This is a genomic window from Pontibacter sp. GD13, assembly GCF_058216355.1.
Genome location: NZ_JBYZMQ010000001.1, coordinates 232,445 through 255,509 on the forward strand (window position 1 = coordinate 232,445; position 23,065 = coordinate 255,509).

General features: G+C 47.0%; 14 protein-coding genes. 11 read left to right on the forward strand and 3 right to left on the reverse strand.

All coding sequences use genetic code 11. The features are described 5' to 3' along the window. Positions 1 to 280: 280 nt before the first annotated feature. The 11 genes from AC4BAN_RS01020 (at position 281) to AC4BAN_RS01070 (ending at position 15,592) form a co-directional block, all read left to right on the forward strand. Positions 281 to 487: a hypothetical protein gene (locus tag AC4BAN_RS01020; RefSeq protein ID WP_490562497.1), complete on the forward strand. Its 207-nt coding sequence runs from the start codon at positions 281 to 283 to the stop codon at positions 485 to 487. A gap of 412 nt (positions 488 to 899) precedes the next feature. Further along, complete coding sequence (locus AC4BAN_RS01025; RefSeq protein ID WP_490562498.1) at positions 900 to 1,589, forward strand: polysaccharide biosynthesis/export family protein; 690 nt, start codon at positions 900 to 902, stop codon at positions 1,587 to 1,589. A gap of 4 nt (positions 1,590 to 1,593) precedes the next feature. Next, positions 1,594 to 3,972 carry a GumC family protein gene (locus tag AC4BAN_RS01030; protein ID WP_490562499.1) on the forward strand — a complete coding sequence of 793 codons (2,379 nt, stop codon included), beginning with the start codon at positions 1,594 to 1,596 and terminating at the stop codon, positions 3,970 to 3,972. Positions 3,973 to 4,054: 82 nt separating this feature from the next. After that, a complete protein-coding gene (locus tag AC4BAN_RS01035) occupies positions 4,055 to 5,593 on the forward strand; it encodes a lipopolysaccharide biosynthesis protein (RefSeq protein ID WP_490562500.1) in 1,539 nt (512 codons plus the stop codon). 3 nt (positions 5,594 to 5,596) lie between these two features. Further along, positions 5,597 to 6,820: a glycosyltransferase family 4 protein gene (locus tag AC4BAN_RS01040; RefSeq protein WP_490562501.1), complete on the forward strand. Its 1,224-nt coding sequence runs from the start codon at positions 5,597 to 5,599 to the stop codon at positions 6,818 to 6,820. Positions 6,821 to 6,837: 17 nt separating this feature from the next. After that, positions 6,838 to 8,157, forward strand: coding sequence for an O-antigen ligase family protein (locus tag AC4BAN_RS01045; protein ID WP_490562502.1), 1,320 nt, complete (start codon positions 6,838 to 6,840; stop codon positions 8,155 to 8,157). A gap of 39 nt (positions 8,158 to 8,196) precedes the next feature. Next, entirely contained in the window at positions 8,197 to 9,132 is a 936-nt protein-coding gene (locus tag AC4BAN_RS01050; RefSeq protein ID WP_490562503.1) for a nucleotide-diphospho-sugar transferase, read from the forward strand. A 10-nt stretch (positions 9,133 to 9,142) separates the two neighbouring features. Next, positions 9,143 to 10,390, forward strand: coding sequence for a glycosyltransferase family 4 protein (locus tag AC4BAN_RS01055; protein WP_490562504.1), 1,248 nt, complete (start codon positions 9,143 to 9,145; stop codon positions 10,388 to 10,390). 11 nt (positions 10,391 to 10,401) lie between these two features. Continuing rightward, positions 10,402 to 11,241 (forward strand): glycosyltransferase family 2 protein, encoded by an 840-nt coding sequence (locus AC4BAN_RS01060; protein ID WP_490562505.1) that lies wholly within the window; start codon positions 10,402 to 10,404, stop codon positions 11,239 to 11,241. Between the two features lies 1 nt (position 11,242). Continuing rightward, positions 11,243 to 12,481, forward strand: coding sequence for a glycosyl hydrolase (locus AC4BAN_RS01065; protein WP_490562506.1), 1,239 nt, complete (start codon positions 11,243 to 11,245; stop codon positions 12,479 to 12,481). Positions 12,482 to 13,024: 543 nt separating this feature from the next. Further along, on the forward strand, positions 13,025 to 15,592 hold the full coding sequence (locus AC4BAN_RS01070; protein ID WP_490562507.1) for a PA14 domain-containing protein: 2,568 nt from the start codon (positions 13,025 to 13,027) through the stop codon (positions 15,590 to 15,592). Between the two features lie 79 nt (positions 15,593 to 15,671). Here the strand turns inward: AC4BAN_RS01070 and AC4BAN_RS01075 are convergent, their stop codons facing one another. The 3 genes from AC4BAN_RS01075 to AC4BAN_RS01085 all read right to left on the reverse strand — a co-directional run bounded on the left by AC4BAN_RS01075 (position 15,672) and on the right by AC4BAN_RS01085 (position 23,065). Next, positions 15,672 to 19,211, reverse strand: a complete 3,540-nt coding sequence (locus AC4BAN_RS01075) for a PQQ-dependent sugar dehydrogenase (protein WP_490562508.1) — start codon at positions 19,209 to 19,211, stop codon at positions 15,672 to 15,674. Between the two features lie 256 nt (positions 19,212 to 19,467). Beyond that, positions 19,468 to 21,804 carry a LamG-like jellyroll fold domain-containing protein gene (locus AC4BAN_RS01080; RefSeq protein WP_490562509.1) on the reverse strand — a complete coding sequence of 779 codons (2,337 nt, stop codon included), beginning with the start codon at positions 21,802 to 21,804 and terminating at the stop codon, positions 19,468 to 19,470. Positions 21,805 to 22,066: 262 nt separating this feature from the next. Next, on the reverse strand, positions 22,067 to 23,065 hold the full coding sequence (locus AC4BAN_RS01085) for a PorP/SprF family type IX secretion system membrane protein (RefSeq protein ID WP_490562510.1): 999 nt from the start codon (positions 23,063 to 23,065) through the stop codon (positions 22,067 to 22,069).

Below are 23,065 nucleotides of genomic sequence, written 5' to 3' on the forward strand. Positions count from 1 at the left end.
AGCCAGCAAAGCAACTGTGGCGGTTGCAAAGCTGAGTTTGCCAAAGACTCTTTTCCTGTACAAACCTTTATACAAAGACACATACTTGCATCCCATGCCTTGGTCTCAAGTATAATTTATTTAACATAAGAAGCATGTTTTCTGTCAAAATATAAGACTATTTGAACAAACCACTAAATATTAAAAAGAATGTAACCTCTTTCACCATTTTTCCGTAGCTGTGCGGCATCTACTTTAAATATTTTTTATAAATTGGATTTCTAGTTAGTTGATACACGATATGGAATACAATATTATAGTTGCTCCAGACCTGGAAGGTCTGGCACTAGAAGTAGCCGGTTTTATACCGATGGGTTGGAAGTTAAAAGGAGGCATTGTAGAGCACCTGAATGGTTTTGCTCAGCAGTTAATACGCCATCCGGGTGCAATTAAGCGGGCGCAACCGAAGGCGCCTGAAAAACAGAAAAGAACAAAATGGATAGAGTAGCTGTGCAAACCTGCCCTTGCACGAGGTGAACCATTTCGATTGCGCTCCTAGTTTGGGGCCCACGAAATGGTTCTTCTTTTTTCTCCCAGCCCGCCATGACAACCCCCTCTCCCCCCCTTTTAGGAGTCTGCTATTCTAAAGTTGACTTTTAACACTTTTCCCGACGCCAACATATTAATTTCACATAATATTACCCTGAATCAGCATCTTTTTTCGCCCTGATAAGTATATATGGCTAAATCAATTTTTACGCACCTAAATGGATCATCAACCTACAAAGTTTCCATTTAGCAGGCTTAGTATAGCCAATTAACATTATCATCCTTAAAAAACACATATGAGAAAGATTTTATGCTCTCTCCTTCTTTGTATTGCAATTACATCATGCATATCGAAGAATGAGTTGGTTTATATGCAAAATGAACGCCTTAAGGAAAACACGCCCACCCTTTTTAAAACTTCCTACCAAGAATACCAACTTCAACCAAACGATGTTTTGTCTATAAAGGTGTTGAGTGTGCAGCCTGAACTCACGGAACAGTTCAACATTATCAATCCAAACAATGCCTTCGGTATCTCGGGCCCGAGCAGCCTTTACCTAAGTGGGTATTCGATTGATAAACAAGGCAACGTGAAGTTACCTATACTGGGAGACGTAAAAGTGGCCGGGCTTACCACTTTGGAAGCGCAGGAGCTGGTGCAGAAGAACCTGGACAGGTATATCAATGACGCCACAGTGGTGATGAAGCTTATCAGCTTTAAAATAAGCGTGTTGGGCGAAGTACGCAACCCCGGCTATTATTATGTTTTCAACGAACAGGCTAATATATTAGAGGGTTTTGGCATGGCCGGTGACTTGACCCAGGCAGCCAGCCGTGAAAATATTAAGCTTTTCCGCCAGACGCCTGGCGGCACAGAGATCGTGCTGCTTGACCTTAAAGACCCTAACCTCGTACAATCCCCGTACTATTACTTAAAGCCAAACGACGTGATTTATGTGGAGCCCCGCAAGACACAGATCAAACGCGATAACCTGGTGGTTGTCAGTGCTGTGCTCGGTGTAATTTCGACTGCGGCTTTATTATTAAACTTTGTCTATTAACCTAATGAAGAAGCCAAATAAAGAGCACGAGATCGACCTGAAAAGCTGGTTGTTCAAGTTTAAAGCAAAATGGTATTTGTTTGCAGGCTGTATTTTCATCGCCCTCGCCGCAGGATATGTTTATGTGAAGAGTTCAGAGCGCATTTATACTTTCCAGTCCACGCTGCTGCTCGGCGACCAGGAAACAGGCTCTAAAAAAGCACAGGAACTTTTGGAGATATTGCACGTGCAAAACAAAGGAATTAAAGTAGAGGATGAAATCGGACTTATCATGTCTGCTGACATGGTAAAGGATGCCCTGCATAAACTCGACTTTTCCACCTCCTATTATAAAGTACCGGACCATTGGCTGAATACGGGCGTTGACATTATTGTGGAGGAGCAGTATGAGAACTCTCCTTACATCGTAAAAATGGATAGCGCCGGAGCGCAGTTAGTGGATGTTCCTTTTGTGGTAAAGATACTCAACGATCAGGAATATGAGATATCAGTAGAAGGGGAGCATCTTCCCCGCTATAATTTCGCCTCACATGAGGTTTTGGGTTATGAGCCGGAGCTGCATTTTAAAAAAGTTCTGAAATTCGGAGAGCCCTTCCATGATAAACTCATGAATTTTACGCTGTACCGCAGCAAGGCGCAGGCAACCGAAAAACCTGCGAAAAAATATTACTTTATTCTGAACAGCTTAAAAAGCCAGGTTGACCAGCGCCTGGCCACTTTAAGCATCGCGCCGATTGAGCGCGAGTCCAGGGTGTTGCGCCTAAGCACAAAGGGCAGTATACCGGAAAAGGAAATGCTTTTTCTAAACACACTGATGGAAACGTACGTGGCGCGCGACCTGGAGGAGAAAAACCAGAACGGACGCAAGACATTGGACTTTATTGACAGCCAGATTGCTACCCTAACCGATTCCTTAAAGAACAGCAAGCAGGCTTTATCCAATTTCAGGTCGGCTAACAGGATCTCGAACATAGACATGCAGGCCAACAGCACCTTTGAGCGTTTGTCGCAGATGGAGATCGACAAGGCTAAACTGAATACGGACAAACAGTATTATGCCGCTATCTTGAAGGAGATACAGGACAACCAGGGATTTACCGAGGCCGTGTCGCCTGCCGTGGCCGGGGTGCAGAACCCTATACTAGCCAATCTGTTTTTGGAGCTTTCGGAGCTCAACAAGCAGAAAGCAGGTTACAAGGCCAGCGCCACCCAGATCAACCCAATGTTAAAGGAGATTGACGGAAAGATAGCCAGTATCAGAAACGCGATTGTGGCGAACCTTAAGAACCTTATCTCTTCCGCTGATATCTCCATGCGCGACGTGGATCGGCGCATCGCCACATTGGAGGCAACGCTGGCCAAACAACCAGAGAACGAACGCCGCCTGACTGATCTGAAAGGCCAGGCCGACTTTATAGATAAGAAGTATGACTTCCTGCTCGAAAAGCGCGCAGAAGCGGCTATCTCGCTGGCCACTAACACTACCGACAAGAAAATTGTGGACAAGGCCTCCTTTTGGGGCAACGGCCCGGTAAACGCGCAGCCAAAGATCATATACATGCTTGCCCTGGTGATTGGTCTGATCGTTCCGGCGGCATTTATCGTGCTGCTGGCCAACGTGGACAACACCATTCAAGGCAAAGGCGACCTGAGCTCAATTACCAATATTCCCTTTTTGGGCGTTATCGCACATGGCACTAAGGCAGATAAACTGGCTGTAAAGAACAACCCAAAATCAGCGATAGCGGAGTCATTCAGGTCAATCAGGATTAACCTGCAGTACTTGTTGTCAGACACTAACTTTAAGGTGATCGGGGTGACGTCCTCCATCTCAGGTGAGGGTAAAACATTCTGCTCGGTTAATTTAAGCAACGAGTTCGCCATGTCGGGTAAGCGTACCATTCTGATTGAGTCTGATATGCGCAAGCCAACATTCAGCAAGTATTTCAATGTAAGCGATGAGGTGGGCCTTTCTTCTTATCTGGAGAACAGCCAGATGCCACTTGCGCATGCAATTCAGAAAACGGATGTTCCAAACCTGGATATCCTGCCTTGCGGGCCCATCCCGGAAAGCGCCATTCAACTGCTGGAAACCCCTCGTATGGAGCAACTGATACAAGAGCTGCGCAAGACCTACGACTACGTGGTGATTGACACGCCACCCATCGGGTATGTGTCTGAATATTTTATACTGATGAAGCACATCGACACTAACTTATATGTGGTTAAGCACAAGTATACGAACAAGGATTTGCTGAACCAGGTAAATGAATTGCATGCCGCCAAAAAGATCAAAAACATCTACATGGTGATAAACGATCTGAATTATAACAATACCTATGAGTATGGGTATAAGCGCAAAGCGAGCTATTATTACGTATAACAAAACACGCAGCAGCATCTAAATCGCCTGCCCTTCTTATAGCGGCAGGCGTATTTATCACATCAGTTTATGAGCAGCAGGAATGAGTAAAGGCTTAGCTTCAAGGGCTTTTAGTGGGTTAAAATGGACTTCCGCCTCCACCATTGCAAATGCAGTCATGCAGATTGGCTACACTTCCATTATGGCACGGCTGCTGGATCCGGAGGCTTTTGGTTTAGTCAGTCTGTCAACGGTTATACTTGGGTTTGGCAATTACTTTGCCAACATGGGGCTTAACCAGGCCATCATACAAAAGGAGGAGCTCAGTAAGGCAAACATCAGGGCCGCTTTTACCAGCTCTGTGCTTTTAGGCATACTCTTTACGGTGATCACCTGGTTTGCGGCCCCCACTGCGGCCATATTCTTCGAGAATCAGGAAGTGGTTCCTATTGTGCGCGTAATGGCGTTGTCTTTTATGCTCAATGGCCTGTCGTCTACAGCAGTAAGTCTTTTACAGCGCGAAATGCGTTTTAAGGCATTGGGTGTGGTAGAGACTATTTCGTATGTGGTGTCTTATTTAGGGGTTGGGGTGGTTTGTGCCTACCTCGGTTTCGGCTTTTGGAGTTTGGTGTATGCCACCCTCACGCAGGTGGCCCTTACAGCCCTGGGTTCTTACCTGATGGTCAGGCACTCTGTATTTCCGGTTTTTTCCTGGTCTGCCTACAAAGCCCTCTTCAGCTATGGCAGTAAGATGTCGTTCCTGGGGATACTCGAATACATTTATTCACAACTGCACATTATACTGGTGGGCAAGTTGCTGGGCATGCATAAATTGGGTATTTACACCCGCGCGCACATGCTGGTGAATTTACCCATGTATAACATTACCCGTACGCTTTCAAAGGTTATTTTCCCTTCTTTCAGTAAGCTGCAAAACGACCTGAAGAAGCTCGGCCAGATGTACCTCTCCAGCATCACCTTACTGGCCGCTGTACTGATACCTACCTGCCTGGGCATTCTGGTAGCCGCGCCCGAACTGGTGTATATCCTGCTGGGTAAACAGTGGGGGGAATCAATCCCGGTTTTGCAGGTGTTAAGTTTGGCTGTCCCCATTGGCTTTATCACGATGTTTTCCGGGATCGTTTGCGATGCGAAGGCTGAGCTAAACCTGAAAATGGTCATCACAGTGATCTATATCGTCATCCTGATCGGCCTTTTCCTGTTGCTGCGGGGTTATGGCATTGTAGGGTTTGCAACCGCGGTGCTTATTGGCGAGGTGGTGCGCATGGGTTTGTACCAGTACGCTATGAAACGCATTCTGGGGCTTGATTTCAGCAGCCAGCTGCGTTGCTATGTGCCGGGTGTCTTAAACGGTATCGTAATCGCTGTAGTGGTTTACCTGATCAGCATTTTCTTACGAGAAACAGCGTTACCACTAGCAGTCATACTCGTTTGCCAGATAGTGGCCTGCGGCATTCTGTTCCTGTTACTTACCCTCCTTTTCCCGCACAAGGTACTGAAGGCTGAAATTGGGATGATACTGAACAAAGTAGGTATAAAGGGCAATACATCCAGCTATTACGGCAGGATCATATCGAGGTATAGCAGTAATTTAGTAGAAGAACCGGAAGGAATTCAATAAACCATGAAGAAAAATTTTACAATTGGAATATCCGGTCCAATAAACCTGAAATTATTAGATTGGAAACGAAAGGATAGCCAACTACCTGAAACGAATGGCTTTCCGCTAACGTCGCACCTGATCAATGCGCTTTTGCGCAGAGGTTATACAGTGATCGGCTACACCAACTCCGAAAGTATTGAGGAGCCACTGGTGTTACAGGACGGTAACCTGACCATTTGCATTGGCAGGACCAAAGCCCAACCAGGCAGACGCATGTTTAAATTTGAGCGCGATGAACTGAAAGCGCTGATGTTAGCCCAACCTGCCGACGTTATTTATGCTTTCTGGAGCTATGAATATGCCTGGGCCGCACTTGAAAGTAAGCTACCTACCATTGTAAGTGTTCACGACATCGCCAGAAAGATCCTGAGAACCCAGCCCGATGTGTTCCGACTGGTGCGTTGGTTCATGAATTATGTGGTCATAAACAAAGCTAAGTACCTGGCGGCTAACTCCAGCTATACTTTCCGTCAGCTTTCAACGCCCGATCAGAAAAAAGCGTTGATCATCAACAACTTTTATTCGGATGCGTTGCTTAAAAGTATACCGGAAAGCCCTATTAAAGAGAACTTTATAGTTTCGGTGAGCATGGGCTTTACGGAGCGCAAAGGAGTACCGGCTTCGCTCAGGGCCTTTGCCCAGATCAGAAAAAAATTTCCCGCTTTAACCTATCACCTGATCGGGGTAGGAATGGAGCCCGGCGGCGAGGCACAGCGCTTTGCAGAACAGCATGGGCTGGCCGAAGGGGTAATTTTCCTTGGCGCCTTGCCATTTGATAAAGTACTGGCGCAGGTAGCCAAGGCGAAGGCAATGGTGCATGCCTCCGTAGAAGAATCGTTTGGCATGGCAGTGCTGGAAGCCATGGTGGTGGGAACGCCGGTTATTGGGGGGAATAAAAGCGGTTTTATCCCGGAGCTGCTCGACAAAGGCAAAGCGGGTTTACTGTGCGATATCAGTTCAGCTGATGCAATTGCAGCCACCACGGTAAAGCTCCTGAGCGACACTGCCCTCCGGAACAGTATAACAAAAAGGGCGTTTGCGTTTGCCAAAGCGAACTTCTCAGAAGATGTTGTGGTTGACCAATTCATCAATTACGTAAATCAGGTAGCAGTCCGGCATGATTCGGACGCTGATGTGCCAGAATTTAAAGTCAAAGAGGTAGCATATCTCCCCACGCCCAACTAACGATACACGATTTACGCATGAAGCTCAATTACAGTGTCTTGTTTGCAATGCCTTTATTCCTGATCATGCTGATGGACACAATGTTTATTCAGTTAATGGCTCCGGATAATGAGGCGTTACAAGGCAGCATTCTGCCGTTCCTGGTGAAGATCTCGGCCATGATCTCGATGGGCTACAGCCTGTATTACATCAAGTACATGTCACCGTACATGCGCACCATGTTTGCGTTTACTTTTCTGTATGTGGTCGGGATGGTGTTCGAGAGCTTGCTAAAGTATAACACACCGCTCATTTACCCGCATGTGTTTTTAAAACTGTTTCTATTCTTCTACATATTTTTCATTTATACTTTTTACAAAAAAAACCAGTTCCTGGATCTGAAGCATGTTGTTTGGTTTATCCTGATCGGTTTTATCCTGAATGTGCTGATCATCAACCCTGATAGTGTGAGCCTTTCAGCCTTCACGAACCATGAGCGGGGCGTGTATGCCACTTCCATATACATGCTGGTGATCCCTTTCATGTATTTTCTGAACAACTACTTGTTTAAGGGTGGCATCTTCAATATGATCATGGCATTTTTCGTGCTCTTCCTGATCATATTTTTTCAGCACCGTACTGTCTGGATCACAACGGCCTTTATCTTAGCTGTTTACTTCTTGCTTCTTAATTTTAAGTCTAAAACAGTCGTCAACTTCAAAAAACTGATCCCCATTGCTGTGGTGGTGGGCATTGTCGGCATTATATGCAGTGCTTTCGTCTTCTCTATCCACCCCGAGATCATTGAGAAGTTCCAGGAGAGTTTTTCAGATATTGAGAATTACGACAAGCAGGGAACAGGCGGATGGCGGTACCAACAGCTCACCTCTTACCTGCCTTTTGTACAGGATAACCTGGTGTGGGGGATGCGGTTTGAGGGATTTGAGTTGCCGATACAGTTTTACCGCGACGACATTGATCAGCCTGTGTTTGAGGATGGCAACGGGCATTTCTTCCATAGCTTCTACCTCGATGTGTTCTTTTATATCGGGGCTGTCGGCATGATCCTTTTCCTTTTGGTCAAGTTTTATGCTATTGGCAAGGGGCTCAAAAAGAAAGCGCTCAACAAGGAGCAGATACTTTTGTTCGCCTTTATCAGCAGCGGCTTCGTTTTCGGGCTCTCCTATATACTGCCTTATTTCTTCTATGCCGTACTGGGCCTCACAATTGCCTATTTGGATACGCCTGAAGAGGACCAGGTAACCTTTTTAAAGGACTTTGCATCTCGCCGGCACGAACGGATAGCCAATAAGCGGGCACTGCTAAAAAGTAGCCCGCAATTGGTAACATCTTCTTGAAAATAGCAGTACTATAATACTGCAAAACCCTTATATAGTATGCGCACTTCTACCCCCGATGAAACACTGCACACCCCGGTGTTGCTTTTAATATTTAACAGACCCGACACCACCCAGAAAGTATTTGACCGCATAAAGCAGGTAAGGCCCCGTAAACTGTATGTTGCAGCAGATGGCCCTCGTCCGCACGTTGCCTCCGACACAGAACGTTGCGCCGAAACGAAACGGATCATAGAGCAGGTAGACTGGGAATGTGAGGTTCAGACGCTTTTCCATCCCGAAAACCTGGGCTGTGGCGTTGCCCCGGCCAGGTCGATCAGCTGGCTGTTTGAGCACGAGGAAACAGGTATAATTTTGGAGGACGACTGTGTTCCCTCAAAAAGTTTTTTCTGGTTTTGCCAGGAGATGCTTCAAAGGTATAAACAAGACACGCGCATCATGCACGTGAGTGGCAATAACTACCTGGATGGCTGGCGCCGCGACAACGACTATTCCTATTACTTCTCGGATAAGGTGAACAGCTGGGGCTGGGCAACCTGGCGCAGGGCCTGGAGCCTTTACGATTTCAACATCACAAATTACCCTGAACTAAAGCAAAAAGGCTACCTGAACGGCTTGTTTTTAAACAAACTGGAAGAAACCTATCGCCTGAGCAAGCTGAACGAAACCTACGAAAACATCACCAAAGGCGATGTATGGGATTACCAGTGGGAGTTTACGGTATACAGCAACTCTGGCCTTTGCATTGTGCCGGAAGTGAACCTGGTGCGGAACATAGGTTTTGGAGAAGATGCAACCCACACATTTAACCTGCACGATAAAAAAGCGCTGGTGCAAGAGCAGGAAATTGAATTTCCGCTACGGCACCCCAAGTTTGTGATTCGCGATGTGGAATCGGATCGGCGGAACTTCAACAAAATGATGCGTGACAAAGCAAGCGCTAAACTGAAAGCCCTTTTTAGCTTTAGCCTTTAAAACATATTCTATGAACTTACTCTTATCTGCCTACGCCTGTGAACCTAACCGAGGCTCCGAACCCGGAAACGGCTGGAACTGGGCTATAAGCACTGCACGCTTAGGCCATAACGTATGGTGCCTGACAACCCTGGAAGGTAAAGAGGCTATAGAGCAGGAACTCCTCGAACTGAACATGCCTAACCTGCATGTCATATTTGTGGACGTCCCCAACTGGATCAATAAAGTATACCAATACCAGCCGGGTGTTTACCTGCATTACATGGTTTGGCAACAAAGAGCCTACAAAAAGGCCCAAGAACTGGATAAGGAGATTAATTTTGATCTGGTGCACCACGTAACCCTCGGCAGCCTGCAAATGGGATCGGCCTTATGGCGCTTAAACAAACCGTTTATTTTCGGACCGGCCGGAGGAGGACAGGAAGCGCCCAGGGCTTTTAAAAAGTATTTCGACCGCTGGTGGAAAATGGAGGTATTCCGGACAGTCACCAGCAAGCTGCTCCTGGCCCTAAACCCGAATGTGCGCCAGGCGATGCGCCACGCCTCCTTGGTGCTCACGACCAACGAAGACACACTGCTTATGGCCCGAAACATCGGGGCGCGAAACGCGAAGATGTTTCTGGACACCAGTCTGCCTGAAGACTTTTACCCGGATGCATACCCCGTTCGGCCACCCTCAGAGGTGATGAAAATTCTTTGGGTTGGCCGCCTGTTTGCACGCAAAGGCTTGCCGCTGGTGCTGGAGGCGCTGAGTCGGGTGCCTGAAAGAGTTAAGTTTGAGCTTACCGTACTTGGTGACGGGCCGATGCACGCGTTTGTACCCCTTTGGATAAAAGCCTATAACCTGCAGGAAAAAGTAAACTGGAAAGGGCAAGTGCCCTGGGAGGATGTCAAAAAAGCGTACACCGAAAGCGACCTGTTTATGTTCTGCAGTCTCCGCGACTCGTCAGCTGCCCAGTTTCTGGAGTCGATGGCGTATGGCTTGCCCATCTTAACGCTTGATCTGCATGGCGGTAAAAATCTTGTTCCGGACAACGCAGGCATTAAAGTAGCCGTAACAACTCCTGAACAAACTGTAAAGGCGTTGGCCACCTCCGTAACGCAACTGTATGATGCTCCGGCGCTACGTCAGGAGATGGGAAAAGCGGGTTATGCCTTTGCAAAATCACAAACCTGGCCCCTTAAAACAAAACACATCAATGAGTTTTATGCCAAATACACCCTGGCTCAACCGCAGGAACTCACTGTTATACATTAGCCCTTATTTTCATGATACATATCGTAATCCCCGTTTTTAACCGTAAAAACTTTACCCGCGAATGCCTGATCTCGCTTCGCAAGCAAACCAACACCAATTTCAGCGTAATAGTGGTAGACGACGGCTCTACCGATGGCACGGCGGACATGTTGCGGGATGAGTTTCCTGAAGTGGATATCCTGTTTGGAGACGGCGGTCTTTTCTGGACAGCCAGCGTTAACCTGGGCATTAAGCATGCTTTACAGCAAGGCGCCGAATACGTGATGACGCTCAACAACGACCTGGAGGCGGACCCTACTTTTATCCAGAATACCTACAAATGGATGTCGGAGAAACCGAACGCTATACTGGGGGCGCTTGAAATGGATGCTGCCACCCGGTTACCGGCGTTTGGAGGGGAGATAATCGACTTCAAGTTAAATAAAGTCCGGTACCTCTTGCAAGAGCTCCCCGCCGAACAGCAAAAGGGCATTCATCAAGTATCGCAGCTTCCGGGCCGTGGACTGTTGGTGCCGCGTGCCGTTTTTGAGCAGATAGGGCTGTTGGATCAGGATAAATTCCCGCATTATGTGGCAGACTACGATTTTACGCATACGGCTTTGCGCAACGGGTTTGAGCTTTACTGCAACTACGACGCCAAGCTGTACACCTACCCCGAGGAGAGCGGCGAGCGCCTGAACAGGCAGAGCAAATCACTCAAGAAATTCTACAATCACCTATTTGACATTAAAGGCGGTGGCAACCTCCGCGACTTTACACGCTTTACGTTAAAGAACTGCCCTCCCCCTTATATACCTTTTTACCTGGCAAACGGCTATGCCAGGCGCATTTTCGGCTATATGCTTAAATAATTTGCAGCAGCCAGCGCACTTTCCTTTCTGGTATGTAAACCAGGTAAGCAGCCGCAGAAAATGGGTATTGTGGGCAGCCGTCAGCCTGCTGCTTTTGTTTCTGGCTACCTACTCGTTGTTACATACACTGCCCAACTCACCGCATACGTCCGGATACGGGTTCAGTGGCCCCATCGTCATTACAAAAGGAGGCACTTATACGGGTAAATGGGAATCCAAGAACTCAGAAGTTCCGGCTGTCGAGATCATAACCGACGAGCCGGTTACTATCTCGCATTCCATTATCAAGGGAGCCGGCCCGCTTATTCGTGCCCTCGGTCATTCCGCCAACATTACCGTGCGTAACACAGCAGGTTACGGCCTTGCCCCAACCCCCTACAATGACTATAAAAAACCCAGGCGCTTTTTAGGGGTGGATGGTTTTAAGAATATTGTTGTGGAGCACTGTTACCTTGAAAATACGGCAGGCATTTACCTGGGTCAGCGCTACGAAGGCAATGGCTCTCCGGAGCAAACTGTAAAGATCCGCTATAATGAGGTGAAGAACATTGATGGCCGTATTTACGGAGGCCAGTCCATTGCGCAGTTTGTGCAGTTCAATTTTAAAAATGCGATAGCCCATGCCGAAATCGCTTGGAACCAGGTAATTAATGAACCGGATAAATCGCTTGTGGAGGACAACATCAACATTTATAACACAAGAGGAACGCCTGCTTCCCCTATTCTGATCCATAACAATTATATCCGGGGTGCCTATCCCATTCCTTCTACCGCCAGTGAATACACAGGGGGCGGCATCATCACTGACTCTCCAGGTACTGACGCTACCTTGGCTACTGCACATGTAAAGATTTATGAAAACCAGCTAGTGGGCCTAGGCAACTATTGCCTCGGCATTGCAGGCGGCAACCACATTGAGATCTATCGCAACAGAGCCATCGTAGCAGCCAGGTTTGCAGATAACTCCCTATACAACTGTTGGACCAGCGGTATATGGGCCAAAGACTACTATAAGCTCGAGGCCACTTTTAATAACGCCATGCACCACAACACACTGGCAACCGTGGGCAGGACAGGCACTTGGCGCAATGAAATCATGGACAGCACATTTGTTGCAGCGGACACGTACGAAAATGAAATCATCAAGGGAGAAGTGACCCGAGAGATGGAGGACTTAGAACTCGATCTCTGGTTAAAGAAATTAAGAAGAGAGAATATACTCATAGGGATTTTACAATAAGTAGCCTCTAAACCCCCTTCAAACAAAGATCATTTCAACACTTATAAATCCTATTAATATCTAATCATTCAAATATTTGAATGATTAGATATTAATAGGATTTATTTTATAACATATAAAAATCGATATGTATAAATAAACTTATATTTAAAGCGTAAATATATATAATTTTCAATAAAATATTATTACTATTATATTTTATAAATAGTATTTATTAAATACATATAACCTTTTTTAAACATCAACGTTGCCCAAAAAATACCCTTACACAGCCTAATTTAGCATTTTGCATCAAAAACAAATTAGGATTATACTAATTATTTATAATTTTTTCTATAAATTTAAATTAAAAGCTAGTATTTGTAAAATCTATCTACCTATATTTGTAACAACTTATATATTAATAGTTTAACGACACACACTAAAGGAGACATTTAAAACAGAGCTTACATTGTTTCGAGGAGACGCCAAAGGAATCGAAACTACTTTCTTAATCAGCTCAAACACTAAAAAATTTAACTTTTCAACTTTTAGCCAAAGAAGATGATTTTACTACCCTCTTATGCCAATAAGAGAGCTGGATGGGCTTATTTTGCCTTCATGCTCACCTTCATTGTTTGTGTTTTAACTACCCTAAAAGCCTCCGCTCAAACTTACAGCGGTCCTATTGTAATCACCAAAGGTGGTACATACACCGGTAACTGGGAATCCAGAGATTCTGAAATTGCTGCCGTAGAAATCAAAACAAACGAACCAGTCATCATTTTAAATGCAAACATTCGCGGAGCAGGTCCGCTTGTTCGCTCGCTCGGCAACTCAGCTGACATTACCATCCGTCACTCGCGCGGTTATGGCCTGACTCCTACCCCTTGGAAAAACTATAAGAAGCCGCGTCGTTTTCTGGCCGTAGACGTGTTCCGTAACGTTGTTGTGGAGAACTGCTACATGGAAAACACCGCCGGTATTTACGTAGGCCAGCGTTACGAGGGAAATGGCACGACAGCCAACACAATCAAAATACGCTACAACAGCGCGAAAAACATTGACGGTCGTGTTTACGGAGGCAAAGAAATGGTGCAGTTCGTACAGTTTAATTACAGGAACGGCGCCCCTCATGTAGAAATAGCCTGGAACCAGGTTGTGAACGAAGCAGGCAACTCCGCTGTGGAAGACAACATCAACATCCACAACTCTCGCGGTACTTCTAACTCTCCTATTCGAATCCACAACAACTACATTTATGGCGCCTACCCTATTCCACATGCCGGCACCAACTACTCCGGAGGCGGAATTATCACTGACGGAGACGGAGACGTAAACACGTGCACTGCCTATATCGAAGCATCTAACAATCAGTTGTTAAATCTGGGCAACTACAGCATGGGCATTGCAGGTGGCAACAATATCAGATACCACCACAACAGGGCCGTTAATTCAGCTGTTTTCATTAAGGACGGCTCCAAATTCAACATGTATACCTCCGGCCTGTGGAGCAAGGACTATTATAACAAGAACACCACTTTCTCTAACTCAGTTGATAACAACACAGTTGGTGTAACAACCTGGGGATATGTGAATAATAGAAACGATATTTCTGTAGCCGAGAATGCATCTTTTACGAATAACACATTCCTGCCGGGTGTTATTTCTACAGCATCCGAGACAGCTGAGCTTACCTTGTGGAACCAGAAGTTGCTGCAAAACGGCATTACGATAGGCCCGAACGGATCTGTTAGCACTATAGTTGCCCCAGCGCCTACTCCTACACCCGCTCCTGCGCCAACTACAAACGTTACAGAATCGGGTAGTATTACGAGAGAGTACTGGGCGGGTGTTGCCGGCTCTGATATATCTCATATCCCCTTATCCAGCACACCTACCAGCGTTACACAGCTGTCTTCTTTTGAGGCACCGAGCAACATCGGCGACAACTACGGCCAGCGCATCCGCGGCTACGTGACGGCCCCGGAGAGCGGCCAGTACACCTTCTGGATCGCGGGCGACAACAACGCAGAGCTGTGGCTGAGCACCTCCGAGGACCCAAGCCGCAAAGTGAAGCTGGCTTACGTGAACGGCTGGACCAACCCGCGCGAGTTCACCAAGTACAGCTCCCAGCAGTCGGTGAAGGTAACCCTGGCAGCAGGGCAGCGCTACTACATCGAGGCGCTGATGAAAGAAGAGGCCGGTGGTGATAACCTGGCCGTAGGCTGGCAGCTGCCAAGCGGCGCGCAGGAGAAGCCAATCGCTGGCAACAGGTTATCGCAGGTAGGAAGCGTTTCTACCACCATTACCCCTTTGCCTACAACATCCATCACCAGCTCCGGTAAGATCACACGTGAGTACTGGTCAAATGTAAACACAGAAAACATCAGCCAGTTGCCGCTTTCTCAGAAACCTACCAGCGTTACACAGCTGTCTTCTTTTGAGGCACCGAGCAACATCGGCGACAACTACGGCCAGCGCATCCGCGGCTACGTGACGGCCCCGGAGAGCGGCCAGTACACCTTCTGGATCGCGGGCGACAACAACGCAGAGCTGTGGCTGAGCACTTCCGAGGACCCAAGCCGCAAAGTGAAGCTGGCTTACGTGAACGGCTGGACCAACCCGCGCGAGTTCACCAAGTACAGCTCCCAGCAGTCGGTGAAGGTAACCCTGGCAGCCGGAAAGCGCTACTACATCGAGGCACTACATGTAGAGGGTGCAGGCGGCGATAACCTGGCCGTTAGCTGGCAGCTGCCAACCGGCGCGCAGGAGAAGCCAATCGCTGGCAAACACCTCTCTCCTATTTCAGCTGATCTGACTGGTATGTCTGCCATGAGTGCTGCTCAGGGTACCGACACAGCACTATACTTTGAAAACACCACTGCCTACCCTAATCCTTTCAAAGACATGATCACACTTGACTTTGGAACACAGGAGGTAAAGCTGCAGAAAGTTATGCTGCTTGACCAAACCGGAAGAGTTGTTTATGAAGAAAAAGGAAGCCTGGAACTTGCCAACGGTAAACTGGAGATCAGCTTATCATCCGTAGATCTTAAAGGGGGTTTATACTTCTTAAAGTATACCGACAGCACAGGAACCAGCAAGAGCATCAAGGTTATCAAAGAATAAAAGCAGATACCTTCTAAAATCAAAAAGCGCCTGTATGATACAGGCGCTTTTTCCTTTTAAAGAAGTGTTCAATTTTGATTTAGTGTATGATCACTACTTTTCTGCTTAGGTTTCGCTCTGGTGAAGACAAGACCAGGTTATACAACCCTGAACGCAGCGTCAGATCCGATCCGAATTTAACTTGCAAGGTGCCTGCTGCCGTAGCCATGACTTCTTTTTTAGCAACGGCCTTGCCTGTTATATCAGTCAGAGTTAGCCTTATGGATTCTCCTGGCAGCAACTCGGACAAATAAATACCCATTTCGCCGTTCGTTGGATTCGGGAATACTTCAAAAGCCCCTGTGAAGCGTTCATTCTCAGTTATACCCAGCGCATTGCTTCCACAGTAGCTCCCGTTCCCACTGTTGTAGCTGGCTGCAACTTCGTCATTCAGAAGTGCTCTGTTATATACTTTCAGTTCATCCAGGTCGCCTGTATAATGGTAGCCGTTATCTAATTGCATGTAGCCAACGTTTACTGGTACCTGACCTTCAAAACCGCGCACGTAATAGTATTCGGCCTGCTCGATCAGTGCATCGTCCACATAGAGCTTGCTCATAGAATTGGCCCCATCGCGCACCGCAACTACATGGTGCCAGTTCCCATCATTTAAGGCAGGACCCTTATCACCAATCAAAAGGCCAACATGTTCCACATCTTTCAACATGAACATCGCCTGCCCCGCTGGGTTTAAACCAACCCACCAGTGCATACGACTGTTTACCGCATTCCTTCCAACAATCACAGTGTTGTTGGCATTCTGGGCACTGCTGCGCATCCAAAAACTGATGGTGAAGTTCACATCCTTATTCCAATTAAAATTGGATACGTTCTCGATGTTAACCCCAGTGGTTGCGTTAAACTGCTGCGCCTGGTTAAATTTACCCGCTACCTGGGTCGGACAGGTTTCACAGGTAGCCACAGTGGCAGAGGCAAAATCCCTCGGTGTATCACCTGTCGCCTCGTCCAGACCAAAATAATGCACCAGGCCAGGTAGGCAACTGGACAGGTTAACCTGGGCCGGTGTACCAACCGTAACAGTAATCGGATCTGAGATTACTCCCTGACCATTTTCGCCAATCGCTTTGGCTGTGATGCTGTAACTCCCTTCAGCGGCTCCACTCCAGGTAAAGTCGAAAGGAGTAGCTTTGGTAGTTCCGATAAGCTTTGCTCCCTGATAATAACTCACTTCTTTCCATACTTTACTGGCATCCATGAAGCTTACCTTAAAGGTAATAGGCGCGCCAGCTGCAAAATTGCTGTTGTTGCCGGGAGAAATGATGCTGATAGGAGCTACGCTTCCGCCACTACAGTCAGGGTACACATCCACATAGTCAGACGCTGACAATCCGCCTGCATCCGTTACTTTCAGACTAATTCGGTAAAAGTAGGTTTCACTGTCGCAGCCGATTGGTGTGATGGTAGCAGTGGTTTCGGGCTTAGTGTCAATAGGTTCCGGATGCACATGTGTATTATGATGGAGCGCTGTTTGCCACTCATACGTTAGCTGACCTGCACTGTGCTCATTATCGGTTACGTTAGCACGCAGATCATACACCGTTTTACCGGACATGGTATACTTCATGTTCTTGGCCGGACTGGTGATGCTTACAGCCGGAGGAGTGTTATTGACCGATATGGTTAGCTGGGCAACAGCGCTTAACCCTGCAGCGTCAGTTACTTTTAACTGTACAGTAAATTTCTTTCCAATTTCTGTGGCTGTAAAAGTATGCGTCGGGTTAGCCGTAGTAACCTTTGCCGAGCCATCCCCGAAGTCCCATTCAAAAGAAAGAGCCTGCCCCTCAGCATCTGTAGACTTGTCACTACTGAATGCAACGGTAAGCGGGCTGGTGCCATAAAGTTTATTGGCTTCCGCCACAGCCTTCGGAGGTGTGTTGCTACCGTAATAACTAACTTTCTTAATTTGCGTGGCATAGTTAATATAATATAGACCACCGGTGACCGGGTTAGTGGCTAAGGCAACCACGTTGGCACCGTCGTTAATAAAGTTTCTAACCACCTTCGGGGTTTCAGCATTATCAAAGCTGGCGTTTCTGATCCAACCTGCACCGTAATCCCCAAAAAAATACGTGTTTTTGTATTCTGCTGGTAAATCATCTCCGGTGTACCAAATGCCACCCGTAGCCGAACTACCATAAAATTGCGGACCGCTAACAGGAGAGCCTGCTGCTCCAATTTTAACAACCACCGGGTTCTCACCGTTGAAAGTACCGGTTCTGGCGTCCGGTTGTGGCTCCACTCCGTTCACCGCAACAGCATTTACCCAATCCAGGGCAGGACGGATGTGCACAAATTTGTTGTAGGAGTCCGGTATCTCGGTGTTGTAATCGCAAGGATTACCAAAATAAGGCTGCTGTGTACGCTTAGGTGGATTGATCAGGTTATGAAACGTTAGAAATTGGGTTGCACAGCCGTTTTGCCCATACAGTGGATTAGGGGCGAAGGGATTGTCAACACCGGTGTTCGCGTAATACCGCTGCGCCTCCAGCCCTTCGTATATGGGCCATCCAAAATTCATACCGCCCTGTGTTACTACGTTTACTTCTTCCCAATCCTGCCACCCGGAATCGCCTACATACAGCACCCCTGGTGTCGAGGCGCTACCTGTGCCAGGACGCAGAGTGAAACGGAAAGGATTCCGCAAGCCTAATGCCCATACTTTAGATTGGGGAGCGTTGGGATCAGATGAGAGATAAAACGGATTAGAGGGAAGTCCTCGGCCCGTTTCCGGATCTATGCGTAGGATCTTACCATTAAGGGACTGTATCTGTTGGGCTTTAAAAGCACCTACGTCATATTTGGCCGTGATAATACCATCTTGTAGTGCCTGGGTCACATACGTGTCGTTGGGTTGGCTCGGTTTGTACCCAGTATCCAGGTAGCCTGCTGTGGCGCCATCACCAGCCGAGATCAACAGGGAGCCATCTTCGCCAAAAACAAGAGAGCCAATACCATGCGATTCATACAAGATCGGGATTCCGGTTTGCGGTGTGTTCCCGAGTAAAACCTTGCGGCTACCGGCATCCACTGTTTTCTTATTGCTGGCTGTAAAGCGCGTTACACGACCGATGGTAGCATCATAGTAGGCATTTGCTGTGGCACTGTAACTCCCTTTCCCGAAGTTAAGCAAGTGGTGGCGATCTACCACATATAAAGCGTACACATACCCATTGCTATCAAAGTTCGGATCGAGGGCAAAACCCAGTAAGCCGTGGTCGCCCCAATTACCCACTTCTTCGCTTATATCCAGCAGTGGAGTTGGTAACTTCTCACCATTCTGCACCAGCCACACTTTACCGGCTTTCTCCCACACAAACATAGTATTGCCGTCTTTTGAGAAAGTGAGCCCAACAGCAGCATTCCATTCATCCCCTACCTGTTCTTCTACAAAGCCGCTGGGTTGAGCAAGTATAGCCTGGCTACTTAAAAAAAATGCAAGTATGAGAAGTGCTTTACAAAGGAAAGTGCCTCCCTGTGAAAGAGAATCTATGAATTGAAAGTAATGTACTTGTCTAAAAAGTGGAGCACGGACAGCCCTACTTCTGTAAAGATCATTCATATTTTAGATTTTAAATAATACATATAGCCTATAGTTAAGGCTGAAGACAAATAGTTTCGAAATGAGTGTTTAAAGAAAAAGGCAACAAATGCTCTTGTTTTAATATAATTGCGACTTTGACTATTGTACTTTTACGGAACCATATGCCTATAGTTCTATAAATTAATATTCAAAAAATATGAATATTTACACATTAGTAATCACCTACCGTCCGGTTTAAAATCCTACTGGCTGTGCAAAGTGTTTTGGCCGAAGGTCATTTTACTATAACCAACTTACGGCTGAAGGTTTTGAGACTGCTTGACACAGAAATATTGTAGATACCGGTTCGGAAATTGGCGGTAACAGGAATGGTGAATTTTAATTTACCAAAGCCATCGATAACTAACTGCTGCTTGGTCAGCGTTCTGCCTGATAAATCAGAGATAAAAACAAGTACCTCCTCATTGGGTTGCATGTGGTCAATTTCCACCGCCACCTCATCCTGAATGGTAGCCGGATTAGGATAGACAATAAAAGTGGAAGCATTAAGCTTTCGATCCAGAACCTCAATAATGTCAGAGTAGAAAAAAGAGTCGTTGCTGTTGTTAACCTTTAAACGGTAAAAAGCCCGTTCAGGAATCGGGGCCGTATCTAAAAAGGTGTAATCCAGCTGCACGTTGCTGTTGCCGGCGGCTGCCACCTCCCCTATTTTTTCAAAGGTCTCGCCAGCAGCAGAACGCTCTATGTCAAAGCTCCTGGTATCAACTTCCAGGGCAGTGGCCCAATCAAGCTGCACCTGCTCCTCGATGTACTTTCCTTTAAAGTCTGTGAGTTCGGTAAGTGCATCGTACACCAACTTATACCGGTCTTTAATCTCATCGGCAGTCAGCACACGTCCGAACAGCTTCACCTCGTCCAGGTCGCCTTCATAATGATAGCCACCGCCATCGTTCAGAAAGCCAATGTTAACAGGACTTCGGCTAGCAAAGCTATTTTTAAAAGTCTGGGTCCGAGATGCTCTCGACACGCCGTCTACATACAGAATATTCTGACCCGAGGCGCCGTCGCGTACGGCTACTACCTGGTGCCATTTGCCATCGTTTAGTATTGGTCCATTTGCTTTTATCAGTTCTCCATCCCAAATAAAATCCTTTAGCTGGAACACGGCATTTCCGGCACCATCCACACCTACCCACCAGTGAACTTCAGAGTCTTTCCCGTCGCGGCCAATCAGCACGCGGTTGCCCGACGTGCTTGCTTCTGTGCGCATCCATAACTCGATGCTGAAACTGGCATCAGCCTCCCAATCAAAATTATAGCTCTTTTCCACGTTCAGCCCATCATCTTTCCCATCGAAATGCTGGCCGCCCAACACAGCGCCCCGCACCGGTTGGGGCCTGGTAGGGGTATTTGCAGTGGCAGTATAAGGGGTGTAGTAGTCGTTGAAGTTTAACCCGCTTGTTTCCTGTAAGTTCCAGTGATGCACCAGCCCAGGGGCTTCGCCGATACCTGCTTTTACTTCAATGCTGAACTCCTGTAAGGATTCCCCCACACTGTTGGCAGCTTTCACGCCGACTTTAAATTTACCGGTTGCGGCAGGCATCCAGCTTATGACGCCAGATTTCGCATTTATCGCCATGCTTGGAGGAGCCTGCGCCAACGTGTAGGTGGGGGTTGGCATTCCGGTAGCGTTTACATCGTAGATGTATTGCTGATCTGTTACCCCAAACGTAACCGGCGCTGACACGATCAATGGCTTTACCTGCTCCGGACCGCAGTAAGATCCTGCTCCCTGGTTGTATCGGGCGCGCATCTCAGCTTCACCCAAGGCCCGGTTATAAACCATCACCTCATCTAACTTGCCGTTGTAGCGATACTTACTATCCAGGTTCAGGTAACCGACGCTCACCGGGGCAACGCTCTCGAAGTTATCCGCATAGTCGGCCTGAAAACTCCCTACGGTAAATCCATCTACATACAGTTTGTTAGTTCTCAATATACCATCGCGCACTACAGCCACATGATGCCATTTACCGTCGTTTACAGAAACAGGATTATTGCCCACTCCATCACCACCCGTAATAATGCCATTCCGCTGGCGGTCATACAGTTCAAAAACAGCATAACCGTTCTTGTCTACTCCTAACCACCACAACATGCGTGATTCTGAACCTACCCTGCCCATCATCACCCTATTTAAGGAGGCGTTGCCAGACACCTGCATCCATAACTCAATCGTGAAACTGCTGTTGGGGCCCCACTCAAAGTTCTTTATATCCGAGATCGTAACGCCATTGCTGCTGCCATTAAATTGCTGCGCACCAGCAAACAATCCTGCGGTGGATGTCGGGCAGCTTTCACAAGAGGCAATGGTTGCCGAAACATAATCTTTGAGGGAGTTAGCCGTGTTCGTTTCATCCATACCAAAATAATGCACCAGACCAGCGGGGCAGTTACCATTGGTTTGCGCACTTACCGAAGCCGCAGCTGATAGAAACGCTAGAATTAAAAGTAGGGAAAAGGATGCGCAGAACTGTAGCTTGGATTTGCCAAGCTGCTGTATCGACTTACTGTAGGAAGAACCTGCGCCGGAAGTACTATATATGATCATAGGAGGAAAGTCAAAACAGAAGCACCAGACCAAGAAAATACAATTAAAGGCAATTGCATTCTTCACTATTGCTGCTTAGAATACCCATACCAGTAAACCAGCAGCGTGAGCGTGCTACGTTTCTTTGGTTAAAAGCTGGAATAATATTCTGATTTCTATTTATTAGATTCTCTTTATATTACGACGTTTGAACTTAATGGTTCCGCACAATCGTCCAAATTGAGATATGCAGTTCAGGATGATTCAGGAACGAACTAATTGGTTACCAAAGCGCTACCTGCTTCATTTTCCTGGCGCCTTTGAGAGGGGTTAAATTATAGGAAACCGATAGTTCATTTGTAGCTTTCTGGATATAGCGAGCTTCTTTTACAGGTGTTTCATACGTATACGCGATGGAAAGCTGGTTCAGTTTAATGCCCGCATTAAGGGTGTAGGCCAAGTCGTTGCGATACCCATACCCTACCCAAAGGAAATTGGCATAAACGGCTTTTACCTGTCCTTCCAAAGTACCTTTATTCTGTTTATCGTATTTGTAAATGCTGCCAAGTGTAAAACCAAGCTGGTCTGTTATACCTGCACGGTACGCGGCCTGCAGCATGTGGCGTCTGGCGAAAATATCTTTCAGAAAATCATCGCCGGCATTGATCAACCTGCCTTCTGTAATGTCATGCATCGCGTAACCAAGGTAAAAGTTATTTGAGGCTATACCTAAACCCAGGTTCAGGTCGACCTTTCGGATAGCATTCATTTGCCCAAGCGCCTGGTTAAACTTCGGATCGTTTTCCTGATCTACGGTTAAACTGTTCCCGTCAATGCTAAAGGAGTTGTACGTAATAGCCGTTCCCCAGCGTAACTGAGTGGTTGCAGATAACTGAATTCCAGACCCATAGCTTAACTGTGCCTGGTTCTCGCGTGCCGGGCCAAACTTGTCATGCAAAACCGAAAGGCCAAAGGCGTGCTTCGCATTGATGGTCTGCGCGTATTCTTTCCCGTCCTTGTTCCCAACCCGGAAACCTCTTTTTTTCTGGCCAAGTAGCTGCATGTCAAGCTCAGCGGATACAAAAATCGTTTTGGGAGCATCCTCAAACCCTGTCCATTGGTTGCGGTAATACGTTTTGAGCATCGAGCCCTCTAGACCCGTAAAAGCCGGATTATAATATTGGGTGTACTGTGTAAAACCAGCCACGTGCTTTAAACCCTGCGCCTGGGCGACGACAGCAGGTAATATCATAATAAAAGCAAATATAAATTTTTTCATCAT